General features: G+C 59.0%; 16 protein-coding genes. 10 read left to right on the forward strand and 6 right to left on the reverse strand.

The annotated features are described in order from the left end of the window. Positions 1-147: 147 nt before the first annotated feature. Together VSX42_RS03265 and VSX42_RS03270 are read left to right on the forward strand one after the other, a co-directional pair. Positions 148-2,127, forward strand: a complete 1,980-nt coding sequence (locus VSX42_RS03265; protein WP_326502928.1) for a PTS mannitol transporter subunit IICBA — start codon at positions 148-150, stop codon at positions 2,125-2,127. A 2-nt stretch (positions 2,128-2,129) separates the two neighbouring features. Beyond that, a complete protein-coding gene (locus VSX42_RS03270; RefSeq protein WP_326502929.1) occupies positions 2,130-3,284 on the forward strand; it encodes a mannitol-1-phosphate 5-dehydrogenase in 1,155 nt (384 codons plus the stop codon). A 72-nt stretch (positions 3,285-3,356) separates the two neighbouring features. Here VSX42_RS03270 and mscL read toward each other — a convergent pair whose 3' ends face one another. The 3 genes from mscL to coaA all read right to left on the reverse strand — a co-directional run bounded on the left by mscL (position 3,357) and on the right by coaA (position 5,655). Further along, positions 3,357-3,809 carry a large conductance mechanosensitive channel protein MscL gene (mscL, locus tag VSX42_RS03275; protein ID WP_326502930.1) on the reverse strand — a complete coding sequence of 151 codons (453 nt, stop codon included), beginning with the start codon at positions 3,807-3,809 and terminating at the stop codon, positions 3,357-3,359. A gap of 71 nt (positions 3,810-3,880) precedes the next feature. Then, positions 3,881-4,696 (reverse strand): M15 family metallopeptidase, encoded by an 816-nt coding sequence (locus VSX42_RS03280; protein ID WP_326502931.1) that lies wholly within the window; start codon positions 4,694-4,696, stop codon positions 3,881-3,883. A 2-nt stretch (positions 4,697-4,698) separates the two neighbouring features. Beyond that, a complete protein-coding gene (coaA, locus tag VSX42_RS03285; RefSeq protein WP_326502932.1) occupies positions 4,699-5,655 on the reverse strand; it encodes a type I pantothenate kinase in 957 nt (318 codons plus the stop codon). Positions 5,656-5,783: 128 nt separating this feature from the next. Here coaA and glmS point away from each other — a divergent pair, with 128 nt between their 5' ends. The 3 genes from glmS to VSX42_RS03300 all read left to right on the forward strand — a co-directional run bounded on the left by glmS (position 5,784) and on the right by VSX42_RS03300 (position 9,159). Next, complete coding sequence (gene glmS, locus VSX42_RS03290; RefSeq protein ID WP_326502933.1) at positions 5,784-7,667, forward strand: glutamine--fructose-6-phosphate transaminase (isomerizing); 1,884 nt, start codon at positions 5,784-5,786, stop codon at positions 7,665-7,667. Between the two features lie 129 nt (positions 7,668-7,796). Next, the gene (locus VSX42_RS03295; RefSeq protein WP_326502934.1) at positions 7,797-8,234 is read left to right on the forward strand and encodes a holo-ACP synthase; all 438 of its coding nucleotides are present in this window, start codon (positions 7,797-7,799) and stop codon (positions 8,232-8,234) included. A 1-nt stretch (position 8,235) separates the two neighbouring features. Next, positions 8,236-9,159, forward strand: a complete 924-nt coding sequence (locus tag VSX42_RS03300; protein ID WP_326502935.1) for an ADP/ATP-dependent (S)-NAD(P)H-hydrate dehydratase — start codon at positions 8,236-8,238, stop codon at positions 9,157-9,159. Between the two features lie 56 nt (positions 9,160-9,215). Here VSX42_RS03300 and VSX42_RS03305 read toward each other — a convergent pair whose 3' ends face one another. From VSX42_RS03305 to VSX42_RS03315, 3 genes are all read right to left on the reverse strand, one after another. Beyond that, positions 9,216-10,688, reverse strand: coding sequence for a sugar transferase (locus VSX42_RS03305; RefSeq protein WP_326502936.1), 1,473 nt, complete (start codon positions 10,686-10,688; stop codon positions 9,216-9,218). 176 nt (positions 10,689-10,864) lie between these two features. Next, a complete protein-coding gene (locus VSX42_RS03310; RefSeq protein WP_326502937.1) occupies positions 10,865-11,641 on the reverse strand; it encodes a phosphatase in 777 nt (258 codons plus the stop codon). Between the two features lie 9 nt (positions 11,642-11,650). Further along, positions 11,651-12,856 carry a glycosyltransferase gene (locus tag VSX42_RS03315; RefSeq protein WP_326502938.1) on the reverse strand — a complete coding sequence of 402 codons (1,206 nt, stop codon included), beginning with the start codon at positions 12,854-12,856 and terminating at the stop codon, positions 11,651-11,653. Positions 12,857-12,978: 122 nt separating this feature from the next. Here VSX42_RS03315 and alr point away from each other — a divergent pair, with 122 nt between their 5' ends. The 5 genes from alr (at position 12,979) to tsaD (ending at position 17,264) form a co-directional block, all read left to right on the forward strand. Beyond that, on the forward strand, positions 12,979-14,232 hold the full coding sequence (gene alr / locus VSX42_RS03320; protein WP_326503006.1) for an alanine racemase: 1,254 nt from the start codon (positions 12,979-12,981) through the stop codon (positions 14,230-14,232). Positions 14,233-14,235: 3 nt separating this feature from the next. Then, on the forward strand, positions 14,236-14,877 hold the full coding sequence (tsaE, locus tag VSX42_RS03325; RefSeq protein ID WP_326502939.1) for a tRNA (adenosine(37)-N6)-threonylcarbamoyltransferase complex ATPase subunit type 1 TsaE: 642 nt from the start codon (positions 14,236-14,238) through the stop codon (positions 14,875-14,877). Positions 14,878-14,963: 86 nt separating this feature from the next. Beyond that, positions 14,964-15,641, forward strand: a complete 678-nt coding sequence (tsaB, locus tag VSX42_RS03330; RefSeq protein WP_326502940.1) for a tRNA (adenosine(37)-N6)-threonylcarbamoyltransferase complex dimerization subunit type 1 TsaB — start codon at positions 14,964-14,966, stop codon at positions 15,639-15,641. Continuing rightward, positions 15,641-16,141 (forward strand): ribosomal protein S18-alanine N-acetyltransferase, encoded by a 501-nt coding sequence (gene rimI, locus VSX42_RS03335; protein WP_326502941.1) that lies wholly within the window; start codon positions 15,641-15,643, stop codon positions 16,139-16,141. The genes tsaB and rimI overlap by 1 nt, the downstream gene beginning before the upstream one ends. A 16-nt stretch (positions 16,142-16,157) precedes the next feature. Then, complete coding sequence (tsaD, locus tag VSX42_RS03340) at positions 16,158-17,264, forward strand: tRNA (adenosine(37)-N6)-threonylcarbamoyltransferase complex transferase subunit TsaD (RefSeq protein ID WP_326502942.1); 1,107 nt, start codon at positions 16,158-16,160, stop codon at positions 17,262-17,264. Positions 17,265-17,278 lie beyond the last annotated feature (14 nt).

Here is a 17,278-nt window from a genome sequence, read left to right on the forward strand (position 1 = left end):
GGCAAATTTTCCTGTAGGTGCCAGCCTGTGAGACAGGTAGACTAAAACCACTCAGCTCTCAAACCTGCCGGCGCTGGTGGGAAAAGAGAGCTTTTTGTATAAACTTAACCGCTGTGGAAACACATACACACCTCTAAGAAGGACTCTATGGCAGAGACACCATCACCCAGCCTGCGCGTGCGCGTGCAGAAGTTTGGCACCTTCCTGTCGAGCATGATTATGCCGAATATCGGTGCTCTCATCGCGTGGGGTATTATCACCGCGCTTTTCATTCCTAAGGGCCTCGTGCCCATGTACATCCCTAGCCTGGCAGGTTTCAGTGAATACGTAGCCACCATGGTTGGCCCCATGGTGACCTACCTACTTCCGATTCTGATTGCCTACACCGGCGGTAAGCTCATCTACGACCACCGCGGTGGTGTAGTCGGCGCAACCGCGACCATGGGCGTCATCATGGGTACCAGCGCCGAAATCTTTATCGGTGAAGCCGGTGGCTCACCCATGTTCCTGGGAGCTATGATTATGGGCCCCCTGGCTGCCTGGTGCATGAAGAAGCTTGACGGCCTCTGGGACGGCAAAATCAAGCCCGGCTTCGAGATGCTGGTCAATAACTTCTCTGCCGGTATCTTTGCTGTTATCGCAGCAATGGGCTCTATGTTCCTGCTGACTCCCGTCATGCGAGCCTTCTCTGCGGGTGCTGAAGCAGCCGTCGATTGGCTGGTTTCCACGGGCCTGCTGCCGCTGACCGCTCTGTTGATTGAACCGGCTAAGGTCCTCTTCCTCAACAACGCCATTAACCACGGCATTATCACCCCGCTGGGTACCGCCCAGGCGCTGGAACAGGGCAAGTCCATTCTCTACCTGCTCGAAGCTAACCCCGGCCCCGGTCTGGGTATCCTGCTGGCCTACTGCTTCTTCGGCCGTGGCTCAGCTAAGGCAACCGCACCCGGTGCAGCCCTGATCCACTTCTTCGGCGGTATCCACGAAATCTACTTCCCCTACGTACTCATGAAGCCCCAGCTAATTCTCGCCACCATCGCCGGTGGCATGGCCGGTACCTTCACCTTCATGACCCTCAACGTGGGCCTGACCTCAGCGTCCGCCCCCGGCTCCATCATCGCTATCACCGCTGTTGCGGCCCCCGGCGACCTGTTCAAGATTTACCTGGGCGTACTCGTCGCTACCGTCGTTTCCTTCCTGGTGGCAGCTCCCATCCTCAAGTTCTCTAAGAATAGCGAAGATGACCTCGAAGCAGCAGCAGCCAAGATGCAACAGATGAAGGGCAAAAAGTCTTCTGTCGCCGGTGCTTTCGCTACCGCCGATAAGAACCGCGAAATCCGCTCCATTGTCTTTGCCTGCGACGCCGGTATGGGTTCTTCTGCTATGGGTGCTTCGGTGCTGCGCAACAAGATTAAGGACGCCGGTTTCGGCGACCGCGTCACCGTGGTGAACTCTGCAATCAACAACCTTAAGGACGAATACGACCTGCTGGTCTCCCACCAGGACCTCGCCGACCGGGCAGCTGCCCCCACCCCCAGCGCCGTCCATATCGCGGTAGATAACTTCATGAACTCACCGCGCTACGACGAAATCGTTGAGATGATCCGCCAGCAGCAAACCGGTGATCAGGCAACTGCTGAAGCTCCGGCGTCCGCCGCTGCTGCCCCCGCTGCAACTGCTACTGCTGTAGCAACCGAAGAGCAGGTGCTAACCGCATCAACCATTGTGCTTGATGCCAGCGCCACCAGCCGCGAAGACGCCATCAACCAGGCAGGTGCCCTGCTGGTTGCCACTGGTAAGGTCGACGAGAGCTACGTAGCGGCTATGCACGAACGCGAAGCATCAGTCTCCACCTACATGGGCAACGGCCTGGCTATTCCCCACGGCACCAACGAAGCTAAGGACGCCATCCACAGCTCCGCTATGTCCTTCGTTCGTCTGAGCGAACCGGTTGAATGGAACGGCAAGCCCGTTAACTTCGTCATCGGTATCGCTGGTGCTGGCGGAACCCATCTGGAACTGCTGCAGAAGATTGCTAAGACTTTCTCCAACAAGGCAGCTGTAGCCCAGCTGGAAGAAGCCCGCACAGCCCAGGAAATCCTGGATATCTTTGGAAAGGTTCAGTAACCGTGAAAAAAGCAGTCCACTTTGGCGCTGGCAATATTGGCCGCGGCTTTGTAGGCGTCATCCTGAACGAAGCTGGCTACGAGCTAGTTTTCTCAGACGTCGCTGCCCCGCTTATTGACGCCCTCAATGAGCAAGAGAGCTACACCGTCCACGAGGTTGGTCACGACCCCAAGGACATCACCATCACCGGCTTCCGCGGCATCAACTCGGCAGAGAATCCTCAGGCGATCGCCGAGGAAATCGCGACCGCCGACGTAGTAACCACCGCTGTTGGCCCTACCATCCTCAAGTTCGTTGCTGTGAATATCGCCGAAGGTCTCAAACTCCGTGCTGAGCGGGGGGCAGACTCTAAGGTCGCTGTGATGGCCTGCGAAAACGCTATCAATGCAACCGATGTGCTGGCAGAAGAAGTCCGTAAGCACTTCCCGGCGGCAGATGATGTTGCTATCTTCGCTAACACCGCGGTTGACCGTATTGTGCCCAACCAGGCACCAGGCCAGGGCCTCGACGTTACTGTAGAGAACTATTACGAGTGGGCTGTTGAAACCGGCCCCTTCGGCGGCGATGTACCCCAGATTCCCGGGGCAACCTGGGTTGAAGACCTGGCCCCCTACATCACTCGCAAGCTCTTCACCGTCAATACCGGCCACGCCACCACCGCCTACTTCGGCCAGCAGGCAGGAATCTCCAAACTCTCAGAAGCACTCGAGAACCCCGAAATCCGCGCCAAGGTCGAAGCGACCCTAGCAGAAACCAAAGACCTCATCATACGCAAGTTCGGCTTCAAACCCGAAGTCCAACAAGCCTACGTCGAGAAAATCCTCGAACGCTTCGCCAACCCCGACCTACCCGACACCACCGAACGAGTAGGTCGCTCACCCCTACGCAAGATCTCCCGCCACGAGCGCTTCATCGGCCCCGCCGCTGAACTCGCTGAGCTAGGCCGCCCCACCAAAGCCCTGCTAGCAACGATCGGCGCCCTGCTCGAGTTCGATGTAGCAGAAGACCCCGAATCGGTAGAACTGCAGGCCCTGCTCACCGCAGCCCGCTCCGGTGCTAAGAATCCCGAAGAGGTCACCGAAACCCTCACCGGCCTCACCAGAGAGCACCCGCTCTACCCAGGTGTCCTAGCCCAGGTGAAGGAGCGCACCGCCTAAGTGCCCCGAGCATAGAGAAAGGCCCCGGTAGCTCACTACCGGGGCCTTTGCCGTATCTAAGATAAAGAGAATTTACTTGACGGTCAGAGCGTCGCGGATTTCCTTGAGCAGAGCAACCTGGGGATCCTCTTCCTCAACCTCTTCTTCAAGGTCGAGCTTGGCAGCACGACGCTCGTTGAACTTGTTGACGGGCATAACAATGCAGAAGTAGAGGGCTGCTGCAACAATGAGGAAGTTGATAACTGCGGTCAGGAAAGCGCCAAACTGAATGGGGCCAACAATGAGCCAGTTGTCGAAGTTAACTTCCTGGCCACCGGTCGCAAGGGCGATGGCAGGCATCATAACCTTCTCAACCAGGGCAGTAACAACGGCGGTAAAGGCAGAGCCAATAATCAGACCGACTGCGAGGTCGATGACGTTACCGCGGGTGATGAAATCTTTAAAACCACTAAGCATGAGTTCAAGAATAGCGGTTTCTGCCAGCGGTGAACACCAATCTGAGCTGAAATTTTCGCTGTAAACCAAGTGGGTTTACTCACAGGCTAGTTTGACGTGCTAGCCAGTGCTTAAAATTTGTAGGTTTCTGCTTGTCAGCCTCATGGTTGAAACCCGTTGCGGTAGCTGGGAGCGGGCCCGGTTCCCCAGAAATCTTCTAGGGTCTCAAACCCGGATTCCTTCAGCGCGGTGGCTTCGTCAACACCGATATAGCGCAAATGCCAGGACTCATACCAGTAGCCGGTGGTTTCGTGGTGCCACCAGGGGTAGCGCACCACAAAGCCATAGCGGTGGGCGTTCTCGGCTGCCCACAGGGCAGCTGCCGTGTCCTTGAAGCAGGGCTGGAGATCGCAGGCACCACCGGTTCCGATATCGAGGGCAAGCCCCGTTTGATGCTCTGAATAACCGGGGCGGGCAGAAGCCACATCTGCCTGATCTGTACCGTACTGGGCAGCCCAGCTGGCGTAGGTTCCCTGCTGGGTCTCATACGACCGGTAGCCGCTGAGGGCGACCATAGGGGCACCAGCTGCTGAGGCATGAGCAAACATGCGATGCGCTGCTTCTGCTGCCTCTGCGCGAAGCAGGACGGAGCCAAGCGGCTGTAAATCATCGGGTGCGTAGGTAAGAGGGGAGAGGGGATTGTGTTTATTGACGAGAACCGTCATCGATGATGCCGACTCAATATCGGCAGGACGGCGCGTGGCGGCCTGGCTAGGGGCAGCTGATTCAGCGCTCGCGCTAGAAGAAGGTGGTGCGCTCGAAGAAGCTACCTGCTGAGGGGTAGAAGCCGCCACTGAGCTGGTAGGCAACGGGGCGGCGTCCGGTTCAGCGGAGATGCCCTGACCGCAGGCAGCCAGCGACAGGGCCATGAGGCTGCCCGCTAAAGCCAATGAAAAGTGTGAAAGATACGAGCGCATACCTAGTTCTTCCGTAACAGAACCTTACGAATCTTGTGATCATGGGACTTCTTCAAGATCAGTCGGGCTCGCCCACGGGTGGGGCGCACATTCTCTCGTAGGTTAGGTTCGTTGATAGAGCGCCAAATACTCAAAGCTAGCTCAACTGCGGCGTCCTCTGATAAATCGGCATACCGTTTGAAGTAGGAGTTAGGGTTGGTAAAAGCTGACCGTTGCAGCTTCAAAAACCGCTGCACATACCAGTGTTCGATGTCCCGGGTGGAAGCATCAACGTAGATAGAGAAATCAAAGAAGTCAGCCAGGCTTAGCGCCGAGCTTTTCTCGCTGTCGAGCTTGGCCGGGGCTAATACATTCAGGCCCTCCACAATCAGAACGTCGGGGCTGGTAACCTCAATACGCTCACCCTCTACGATGTCGTAGTAGAGGTGGGAATACTTAGGGGCGGTGACAAGAGGAGCCCCTGATTTGACTTCGGACACAAACCGCAGGAGGGCTCGGCGGTCGTAGGATTCCGGAAAACCCTTGCGCCCCATAAGGCCCCGTCGTTCTAGCTCGGCATTAGGGTAGAGGAATCCATCGGTTGTCACCAGCTGGACGTTCGGGGTTGAGGGCCAGCGCCGGAGAAGCTCCTGTAGGACGCGGGCGGTAGTGGATTTGCCGACAGCTACTGACCCTGCCACGCCGATAATAAAAGGGACTTTTTGGCCTTGAAGACCTAAAAAGTCGTTCGTCATGTGATTAGCGCTCGCGGCTGCATTGACATAGAGATTAAGCAGTCGAGAAATGGGCAGATAAACCTGAGCCACCTCATCAAGGTCAATGGTCTCGCCCAGACCGCGAAGCTGCTGAAGCTCGTCCTCAGTCAGTGGAACCGAAATCTCGTTAGCGAGACGCGACCAGGTGTCCCGGTCTAGCTCGGTAAAAGGAGAGTATTTAGAAGAAAGCGCAGACATGCTCATTTACATCAGTCTAGAGGCCAGGAGAAAGAGCACCTAATATGACAAGAGGTCTATAGAGAGGCAACAGGTTGCGACACTGTGGCGGAGGCATCAGTAGGCAGAGAAAAACTTAGGGGTAAGATGAAACCATGTGTGGAATCGTAGGATACGTAAGTCTCGGCACTGCCGCAGACGGTAAGAAATTTGACCATACCGCATACGATGTGGTTCTCGAAGGTCTGCGCCGCCAGGAATACCGCGGCTATGACTCAGCCGGCGTTGCCCTGATTGGTGATAACGGCATTGAATTCCGTAAGAAGTCAGGCAAGCTTGTTAACCTCGAAGCTGAAGTAGAAGCCAACCCGCTGCCTGCTACCACTATCGGTATTGGTCACACCCGCTGGGCTACCCACGGTGGCCCCACCGATAACAATGCTCACCCGCACGTTGTCGACAACGGCCGTCTGGCAGTCGTGCACAACGGCATCATCGAAAACTTCGCAGAGCTGCGTGCAGAACTGATTGAAGAAGGCTGCGAGTTCAAGTCACAGACCGACACCGAAATTGCAGCTAACCTGATTGCCTCCATTTACAACAAGCTGGAGAGCAAGGACCTCACCGAGGCCGTCCGCCTGGCATCAAACCGCCTTGAAGGCGCCTTCACCATCCTGGTCACCCACGTTGACCACCCCGATCGCGTCGTCGCAACCCGTCGCAACTCACCCCTGGTTATTGGCCTGGGCGAAAACGAAAACTTCCTGGGCTCAGACGTTTCTGGCTTCATCGACTACACCAAGAAGGCAGTCGAAATGGGCCAGGATCAGATCGTTACCATCACCGGTAGCGACTACTCCATCATCGACTTCGAAGGCTTCCCCGCCAACGGCAAGGAATTCACCATCGAGTGGGACGCCGCTGCTGTTGAAAAGGGCGGCTTCGACTCCTTCATGGAGAAGGAAATCCACGAACAGCCCGCAGCTGTGCGCGATACCCTGCTGGGCCGTCTGGACGAAAAGGGTAACCTGACCCTTGACGAACTTAAGATTGACGATGCGACCCTGCGTTCCGTCAATAAGATTATCGTTGTCGCCTGTGGTACCGCTGCCTACGCTGGCCAGGTAGCCCGCTACGCCATCGAGCACTGGTGCCGAATCCCCACCGAGGTTGAGCTGGCCCACGAGTTCCGCTACCGAGATCCCATCGTAGATGAGAAGACCCTGGTTGTGGCTCTCTCCCAGTCCGGCGAAACCATGGACACCCTCATGGCAGTGCGCCACGCCCAGGAACAGGGCGCCAAGGTTATTTCAATCTGTAACACCAACGGCTCAACCCTGCCCCGTGAATCCGACGCAGCTCTCTACACCCACGCGGGCCCCGAGATTGCAGTTGCATCCACAAAGGCCTTCCTCTCGCAGATCGCTGCTGCCTACCTGCTCGGCCTCTACCTGGCCCAGCTGCGCGGCAACATGTACAAGGATGAAATTCGTACCATCCTTGAAGAACTGCAGAAGATGCCCGAAAAGATTCAGGCTGTCATCGACAATGAGCAGCAGGTCAAGGACCTCGGCACCTCTATGAAGGACGCCAAGTCTGTGCTCTTCCTGGGCCGCCACGTTGGATTCCCCGTAGCGATGGAAGGCGCCCTGAAGCTCAAGGAAATCGCCTACCTGCACGCCGAAGGCTTCGCAGCGGGCGAGCTCAAGCACGGTCCCATCGCCCTTGTCGAAGAAGGCCAGCCCATCTTCGTCATCGTTCCCTCACCCAACGGTCGCGACTCCCTGCACTCCAAGGTTGTTTCTAACATCCAGGAAGTCCGCGCTCGCGGTGCAGTGACCATCGTTATTGCAGAAGAGGGCGATACCGCTGTTGAGGAACATGCAGATCACATCATCCGCATCCCGGCCTCACCCAGCCTGCTTCAGCCCCTGCTGTCTACCGTGCCCCTGCAGATTTTTGCATGCTCTGTAGCTCACGCTAAGGGCTACGACGTTGACCAGCCCCGTAACCTGGCTAAGTCAGTAACCGTCGAGTAAATCTCTCTGCATAACAGAGATAGGAACCCCGTACCCGGTAGGGTACGGGGTTCGCTCTTTAAACTGATAAGCAGGGCCGTAGAATGGGCAGAAGAAAGACAGAGCTAGCAGGAGCGATAAGGAGACGCCATGATTATTGGTACCGGTACTGACGTGGTCAATATAGCTCGGTTCGCTGAGCTCTTAGAACGTACCCCGGCCCTGCGGGAGCGGCTCTTTGCCCCGGGGGAGCGGGGGCTACCCGTCCGCTCCCTCGCCGCCCGCTTTGCGGCTAAGGAAGCCGCTGCCAAGGCCCTGCGGGCCCCTGCGGGTTTGAACTGGCAGGATTGCTGGGTGGAGAAAGACACGGACGGCGCCCCTTACCTGGTCGCAGAAGGGACGGTTGTGCGGCGAGCAGCTGAACTAGGGATTAACCGCTGGCACCTTACGATGAGCCATGATGAACCTATAGCTACCGCAACTGTTGTGGCAGAACACCTGAGCGACAGTGACCTGTTGACCCTGCTGCGTCTAGATCCCTCTGCTCGGGGGCTGCTGTTAGCTCGCCCGCTAGAAGAGAGGGACTAAAGTGGCCAGAGCAAAAGAACTGACATACTGGGAGGTTGAAAAATATGTTACTTCCCCTACTTTTTCCTCCCATAAGTACACCCGCGGAGTATTAGGCCTGCTGACTGGGAGCGATATTTACCCGGGTGCTGCCCTCATGTCTGCCCGGGCTGCCGTCAATACCGGGGTTGGCATGGTGCGGTTTGCTGGAACATCGTCACTAAACTTCCAGGTGCAGCTGACCGTACCTGAGGCTGTATGTAGTGTTGGGGAAGTCGAGAGGCTGCGCGTTGATGCCTGGGCTCTCGGCTCAGGCATCGCCGGAGAATCACGAGAAGCTGAGGCCCTGGCCGTCCTTGCGGGAGGGCAACCGGCTGTTATTGACGCAGGGGCGATTTCCCTAGCTACCCGGCTGGTAGCTGATGGAGTCAAATTGCAGGCCCATCACATTCTTACTCCTCATGCTGGAGAGCTTGCCGATGCCCTGACCTGGCTTCTGGCCCTGGCCCCGTCCGCGCTCCATGCCCTTGATCCCGATTTGACAGAGCCACCCACCCGGGAGCAGATTGAAGCTGACCCCTACCGCTTTGCCCGCCTACTGGCTCAGGCAACGGGGGCAACTGTTCTGCTTAAGGGCGGTGTGACTATCTTGGCCGCACCCACCGGTGACCTCTTTCAGATAACCAGTGAGAACCACTGGCTGGCGACCGCCGGTAGCGGGGATACCCTCACCGGTATTCTGGGGGCTCTTCTTGCCCGGTATCAGGCAGAAGAATCCAAGCCCGGGGCCCTCTCAACTGACTACGCAAGGCTAGCGGGGGCCGCCGTCCGGGTCCAGCAGTTAGCAGCAGGCCTGGTGCACGGAGCAGAGAGGTCTGGCCCCACGCCACCTACCCAGGTGGCCCAGAAGATCCCAAAGGCCGTTGCCATATTCCTTGAGCAGTAGAGCCTATACCAAAGGCCGGTTACCGTAACGGTAACCGGCCTTCTTACATACGAGTTCTAGTAAGCGCCGTCCTTGGCAAAAACTGCGCGGACGGTGCGGAAGAGAATGACGATATCGCTCATAACCGACCAGTTCTCAACATAGTAGAGGTCTAGGCGAATAGACTCTTCCCAGGAAAGATTCGAGCGGCCAGAGACCTGCCAGAGGCCGGTAATACCGGGCTTAACCAGCAGGCGGCGGTAGGCGTCTTCTTCGTACTGCTCAACCTCAGAAGGCAGCGGGGGACGGGGGCCTACCAGCGACATATCGCCCACAAAGACATTCCACAGCTGGGGAAGCTCATCGATGGAGTACTTACGAATAAACTTGCCAATCTTGGTGATACGGGGGTCATCTGCCATCTTAAAGAGCACCCCGTTACCCTCGTTCCGGTCCATAAGCTCCTTTTTGAGCTCTTCAGCGTTAGTTACCATAGAGCGGAACTTAATCATATGGAAGGCAGTTCCACGGTAGCCAACGCGTTCCTGTAGGAAGAAAATCGGGCCGCCGTCTTTTTTGACGAGCAGGGCAACCGGAACCAGCAGGGGGGCCAGGAAAATTAGGCCAAGGCCTGAGGCTACAACATCGATAGCTCGCTTAATCAGGGCCTGCATTCCTTCGATGCGGGGGGTGTGAACGTGAATCAGGGGCACACCGTTGAGGGGCTGGGTATGGATGCGGGGGCCAGCGATATCGGTCATGGCAGGTGCCATGATGAGGGCAACGTGGGCAGCCGCCAGCGCCCAGCCCAGACGACGCAACTCTGTGGGGTTGAGGCCGTGGCCGGTGGAGACAGCTACCGCGTGAATATTGTTCTCACGAACTACCTTGAGGACCTCGGCTGCGTCGGGTGAGTAGCCCAGGGTTGGGATAGCCCCCTCGGCGAGCTGGGTGCCTGGACGTGAACGGGGCAGGTATGCTGCTACCGGGGCGAGACCTGATGTGCGGGCCCCTTGGAGGGTCTTGTAGAGATGCTCGCCCGAGGCTGAGTCACCGATAATCATGACGCGGGAAAGTGCGCGCCCCTTATACCGCCAGCGAACGAGCCAACGGCGTACGCCCCAACGGGCGCAGAGAAGCAGAACAATGCCGATGGGGTAGGCCAGCATAACGTAGGTGCGGGCAAAATCAATTTTGGTCAGGTAGGAGAAGATTGCGATAACCGCGAAGAAGTAGGTCGTCGCTTTGGTTACCAGGCGGTACTCATCGACGCCATGGCCCAGGTAACGGATGTTGCGGCTATTGGCGATTGACAAGACAAAGAACCAAATCATGCCAAAAACAATGCCGGTTCCCACATACCCAAGCGGAAGGGGCGTGGGGGATACAACTTCGGTGTTTTGGAAGCCGAAGCTGATGATATGAGACACCGTGATAGTTAGCGCAATTGCTAGAGCATCCGCTATATAAAGCGCAGCTTTAATCTTGGGATGCCAGGTGCGGCGGTTGCGGGTTTCTGCCCACCGCTCCTCGATGTACTGTTCGTTCACTAGTGTGTATTCCCCTAAAGATGGTGCCTGCGCCGAGTGCGAGAGTGGTGTGGGCAGACCTGTACGATTAGGCTTCTAATACTACAGTGTCAGCTGGCTTAAGAGCAGGTAGATATCCTGAAATATGCTTCACACTTTCAGCTGAAAGTAACTTGTTAGTACTGGTCAGAGTGGTCTTAGCGGGTAAGTCCAGCTTCATGCAGGATAAAATCAATCACCGGTTCGTAGAGGTGCGGGGTGACGTTATCGTCCATGGGCACAGCAACGAGAATCTGCCCCTGTTCGGCGGAGACGAAAAGCCCGGGGTCATTGCAGTCGGCGATACCGATGGTAGGAATCCCGATGGACGCTGCGTACCCGGCGAGCCCGTGGTCGGCGATAACAAGATCGGGAGTAATTCCCCGTTCTTGGAGCTGGGCGAGTGCTAGCTGCATAGGCCCGGGAAAATGGGTGTGCTGCAGGTTTCCGTACTGCTCGAACATGATGACGTCAAATATTTGCCGGATATCGCCGTCCAGAAAGCGGTTGCCCTCATCGATGGTTAGGACGATCGCGCCGTGAGCTTTGGCCGCTGCTGCAAGGCGGGCGTAGATAGGGAAGAGGCCGGCGGGGTGGCCGGTAGCAAAGAGTAGGCTTTTGCCTGCCCGTACTGCGTCACCGAAGATGCGGGCGTACTCGGTGAGGCCGTCGATACAGAGGTCAGCGCTGATGGTGTCTTGGCCTTCCCTGTGGTTGGGGTCGGCGCTGGTTCCAACCCTGCGCGCCATCAGCTCGAAGATGTCGTCAACAGTCCAGTCTCTGGTCCACTTCACACCGAACTCTAGGTGCTCATTACCTTCAACAAAGCCCTGCATATGAGCAAGGTTGTTTTCACGGGCCGTTGCTACGTTTCCGGTAATGCGTGATGTGTTGAGATAGTCAGCAAATTCCAGGCGTGTCATTGAGAAGGTCATGCGGTTCTCCTAAGAGCGGGTGAGAGTCTGATAGAGGTCGAGTAAGTTTTGGGCTGTGGCCTGCCAGGTAAAGCTGCGAGCGCGTTTGGCCCCGGCTGCTCCCAAGCTCCTGCGTAGCTGGGGGTTGGCGGTGAGCCGCGCGATGGCGTCCGCCCAGGCAGCTGGCGTCCGCTGGGCTACCAACAGACCGGTGATGCCGTCAGCTACTGCCTCCCTGAGCCCGTCCACCTTGCTAGCAAGCACCGGAGTGCCGCAGGCAGAGGCCTCCAGGGCAACCAGGCCAAAGGTTTCTGAGGATGAGGGACAGGCAACGATATCGGCTTTTCGGAAAGCCTGGGCGAGGTCGAGGGCGGGCATCGAGGGAAGTAGGCGGACGCGGTCAGACAGCCCCAGCTCCTCTGCCCGAGCCACTAGATTCTGTTCGTAGCTGGTACCTGAGGTGCCAATGATGTCGAGGGTAACGTCTAGCTCTCGCGCAAGTAAGTCGAGGGCTTCGACCAGCAGATGAGGGCCCTTAAGGTGCTGGGGGCGGCCAGCAAAGACCAGGTGGGCGGCGCCGTCCTGCCCCTCATGAAGAGGGCGGACGCCGTCACTCGGGGAGAAAACAGAAAGGTCAACGCCGGGGGGCACTGTCACCAACTGGGATTCTTCTGCCCCGTAGAAGTCGTGCATCTGGGCGGCCTCATACTCCGTATTGACCACTAGAGCGGCGGCCTTACGGACCAGTGCCTGCTCACCGCGTAGGCGAACCTCGGGCTCCGGGCGCTCGCCCTCGCCCAACCTAGCATTCTTGGCAGCTGCGGTGGTGTGCATGGTATGGACGAGAGGTACCTGCGGGTAAGCGGCAAGGGCTGCCAGACCCGAGAGCCAGTAGTGGCTGTGAACCAGCTGGGGCGGGCGCGACGCTATAGCTCGAACAGCCATAGCAAAGCCCGGAACCAGCTCAGGTAGGTCTTCCTTGCGGGCACCTTCGGCTTCTGGCAAATAGAGAGAGGTAACGGTAGCCCGTTCGTGATACCTTACCTGCCCAGCCTGCTGGCGATCGGTCGCCAGTGTAAAAACTTCCACTGTCAGCTGCGGGTTGACTTCAAGAAGAGCCGCCAAAGACCGCTCAATATAGACGTTCATGCCGCCAGCATCCCCTGACCCAGGTTGGGCCAGGGGAGAGGTATGCAGCGAAAAGATATGCAGGTGCAGCGGAAAAGAAAAACTCACACCTCTACTCTACCCCTGCCACAGCTGCCCGTACCCTGTAGGTGTCAGCGCAGCTGCGCTAGCGGCAAACTCAACTAAGCTAGAGAAGAAAAGACCCTACGCCCAAGGAGGACACCGTGCCTATCGACAGCCTCTACCGCGCCCACGGCTTCGTGCCCCTTGACGCCCCCACAAACGCAGAACGCCTGGCCGTCATCGACCTGGACGCCGTCGAACACAATGTTAGGCGTATTAAGAGCATCATCGGCCAGCGGGCCCTTATCGCCGTGGTCAAAGCGGACGCCTACGGGCACGGGGCGCTCGACGTAGCGCGCTCAGCGGTAGCAGCGGGAGCTGACTATCTGGGGGTCGTCCACATCACGGAAGCGCATGCCCTGCGCGCCGGTGGCATTGTTGCCCCTATCATTGCCTGGCTCCACACGCCTCGCACCAACTTTGCCCAGGCACTGGCAGACCACCTTGAACTGGGTGTCTCAAGCATCTGGGAACTAGAAGCCATCGCGGCTGCCCACCGTGCCAGCGGGCAGCAGGAGCCGGTCAAGGTTCATCTCAAAGTAGATACCGGCCTCGGCCGCAACGGGGCGGCCATGGGCGAACTACCTGCGTTTGCCGCCGCCGCCCGCCAGCTTGAAGAAATCGGGGCCCTGCAGGTGGTCGGGGTCTTTTCCCACCTGGCAGTAGCCGACGAACCAGAGCGCCCCGAAACCGCCGGCCAATCTCACACCTTTGACCGAGCGCTAGACATACTGCAGGATGCTGGCCTGCGCCCCTCCCTGCGCCATCTAGCCAACACCCCGGCAACCCTCAGCGCGGCGTCCGTCGGGGCAGAGGACGGCCTGCTACGGGACGCCGTTCGAGTCGGTCTTGGGATTTACGGCCTCTCTCCGCTCGCAGGCGCCACCCCCGAAGAGCTGGGGCTGCGCCCTGTCATGCACCTGCAAACCTTCATCAATGCTGTCAAAGAAGTGCCAGCAGGCCAGGGAGTTTCCTACGGCCTCAACTATGTGACCGACAAACCCACGACCCTGGCCCTGGTGCCGGTTGGCTACGCGGACGGCGTTCCCCGAGTCGCAACCGGCGGGCCGGTGCGTATCTACCCGGTATCTGGCCCCGCCCGAACCTACCGTGAGGTAGGGAGAATTGCCATGGACCAGATGGTCATTGACCTGGGAGAACCCGGTCTAGCCGACCCCGTAGCCGGCTTCCTCGGAGCCCCCGCCGTCCTTTTCGGCTCCGGTGAGAACCCACCGGTCACCGACTGGGCAGAAGCAGCCGGAACCATTAACTACGAAATCGTCACCCGCATATCCCCGCGCGTCACCCGCATCAGTGTCGGCGGATCCTGGCGCCAGCGCGACACCGAAAGCGAGCAGTAAACCGTGACCGACCGCGTCCTTGACCTCGAAATCACTGGTCCCGAGCATACCCGAGCCATCGCCCTGGCCCTAGCGCCCCTGCTCACCGCGGGCGACGTCCTGATTCTCACCGGCGAACTAGGAGCCGGCAAAACCACTTTCACCCGCTCCCTCGGCGAGGGGCTAGGTGTGAGAGAAGGCGTTATTTCCCCCACCTTTGTGCTCTCTCGTGTGCACCCCAACCTACCCGACGGCCCCCGCCCCGGTGGGCCAGACCTCGTCCACGTTGATGCCTACCGACTCGCCAGCTCAGAAGAACTCGACGACCTCGATCTGGAATACTCCCTTGACCGGTCCGTCACCGTCATCGAATGGGGCAGAGACAAAGCCGAACACCTCTCAGAATCTATTCTCGATCTGGAATTTACCCGCGTGACCGGGGCAGACTTAGCAGAAACCGACCCCTACGCCCTCTACGCGCCGGGAAGCTGGGAAGAAGAGGACGAGGACGACGGCGCCCCCGAGCCGCGCCGCCTCCGTCTCATTGGAAACGGGCCCCGCTGGGAGAATGCTTGGGATGAGATGGTAGAGAAGCTGAGCGGTAGAGGGGGAAGGAACATAGGGGCCTTTGGAAGCACCCTTAAACGCCAGCCCCGAGCCAGCTAGCGAACCAGGCGAGAGGGCCGGCAATGAGCGCGAGCCCGGGATGCCGAGTATCAAGCCTTTGAGCCTAAACACGCTAGACTGGTGGGGTGCTTATCCTTGCTCTTGACTCATCCGCTATTGCTTCTGTCGCCCTGGGACGCCTAGACGGGCGGACCCTGACCCTGCTTGCTTCACGGTCAACCGAAGACACCCGCTCCCACGCCGAAGTGATGGCTCCCTTCGTCACCGAGGTGCTGGCTGAAGCCGGAGTAACAGGCCAAGACATTGATGCTGTGATAACCGGTACCGGTCCCGGCCCCTTTACCGGCCTACGCGCTGGTATCGTAACTGCCCGCTCCCTGGCCTTTGCCTGGAACAAGCCCCTCTACGGAATCATGAGTCTTACCGCCCTCGCCGAACGCGCTGAAGGTACCGCACGGGCGTCCGGTCATTCCCGTTTTCTCGTCGTCTCAGATGCTCGCCGCAAGGAAATATACTCGGCTGTCTATGAACTAACCGAGAGCGGCTACCAGCTGGAGAGCGGCCCCACCGTCGGCCCGGCCAGCGAGGCGCCCACCCTGCCCGCCTACGGTTTTGGCACTTCCCTCTACCCCGAGTCCCTGGATGCCCAGCCCTATTTTGAGCACACCCAGCCGGACGCCGCCGCCCTGCTGGCAGCTGCTGCCCGCCTGGGCTTGCCCAACCTCAGCACCGATACGAGCGCTCTCTACCTGCGTGAATCCGATGCCAAGGTGCCCGCCGCCCGTAAGAAGGCCAGCGCCTAATGCTGCTCACCGACCTCCCCACACATCTTGCCGACGGGGTTCAAGCCAGGGAAATGACCCTGCACGATGTCCCAGCCGTCCATACCCTAGAACTTGACCTCTTCCCGGCCGACGCATGGCCCCTGGACATGTTCCTGGCTGAAATTGCCCACGAGACTAGGGGCTATGTCGTCCTGGAAATCCCTACAGAAACCGGGCCGCAGGTTATCGGCTATGCCGGGCTCATGAGTGTAGCCGACACCGCCGACGTGCAAACCATCGCTATTGCCCCCGCCTACGAGGGGCGCGGCTACGGGCGAGCCCTACTCGATTTTCTCGCCCGCGAAGCCACCGCCCGCGGCGCTGAACAGATACTACTGGAGGTACGCGCCGATAACCCCCGGGCCCAGGACCTCTACCTGAAAAACGGTTACCAGCAGATCCATGTGCGCCGCCGCTACTACAACGACGGAGTTGACGCCCTGATCATGCGCCGCGACCTCACCCAACAGACCGCCTAGCAAGGAGAAACCAGCCATGACTGCTAAAACCGAACCCCTGGTGCTGGGTATTGAGTCCTCCTGCGACGAAACCGGCATTGGCATTGTGCGGGGCTCAACCCTGCTGACCAACACCGTCTCGTCCTCTATGAATGAGCACGTGCGCTTTGGGGGGGTCATCCCTGAAATTGCCTCCCGTGCCCATCTGGACGCCATGGTCCCGGCCCTGCAGGCCGCCCTCGACGAAGCCCAGGTCAGCCTGGATGAACTGGACGCTATTGCCGTGACCGCCGGCCCTGGCCTGGCCGGTGCCCTCATGGTGGGGGTTTCTGCCGCTAAGGCCCTAGCTACCGCGACCGGCAAGCCCCTCTACGGCATCAACCATCTAGTTGCCCATGTGGGCGTGGGTTTGCTTGATGACTGCGGGATTGAGGGGCACACCGCTGATTTTCTGGACGGCCTGCCGAGTGAGGGAATTGGTGCCCTGCTGGTCTCCGGTGGGCACACCGAAATCCTGGCTGTACGCGATATTACCGGGGACGTTGAGTTGCTGGGCGCTACCCTGGACGATGCCGCCGGCGAAGCCTACGACAAGGTGGCCCGCCTGCTGGGCCTGCCCTACCCGGGTGGGCCGGTGATTGACCGGGTTGCTAAGGACGGCAACGGGGCGGCTTTTGCCTTCCCCCGCGGCCTATCGACGCGCAAGTTTATGGGCACCGCTGAGGATCCCGGCCCCCACCGCTACGACTTTTCTTTCTCGGGCCTAAAGACCGCTGTCGCCCGCGTCGTCGAGGGCTTTGAGGCCCGGGGCGAAGAAGTACCGGTTGCTGATATCGCAGCTTCCTTCCAGGAGGCTGTGGTCGATGTGATTACCAAGAAAGCTATGCTGGCCTGCACCGAACGCGGTATCACCACCCTGCTGCTGGGTGGGGGCGTGGCCGCTAACTCGCGCCTGCGGGAGCTGGCCGCCCAGCGCTGTGCCGAGTACGGTATCAAACTGGTGATTCCCCAGCTGAGCTTGTGCACCGATAACGGAGCTATGGTAGCGGCCCTGGGCGCCCGCCTGGTATCTGAGGGGCGGGCACCGTCGGGTATCGACTTCACGGCAGACTCGTCCCTGCCTGTCACTAAGATTTCGCTCTAGCCGGAGCAGCGAAC

The sequence above is a fragment of the Rothia nasimurium genome (assembly GCF_035916755.1).
Classification (GTDB): Bacteria; Actinomycetota; Actinomycetes; order Actinomycetales; family Micrococcaceae; genus Rothia.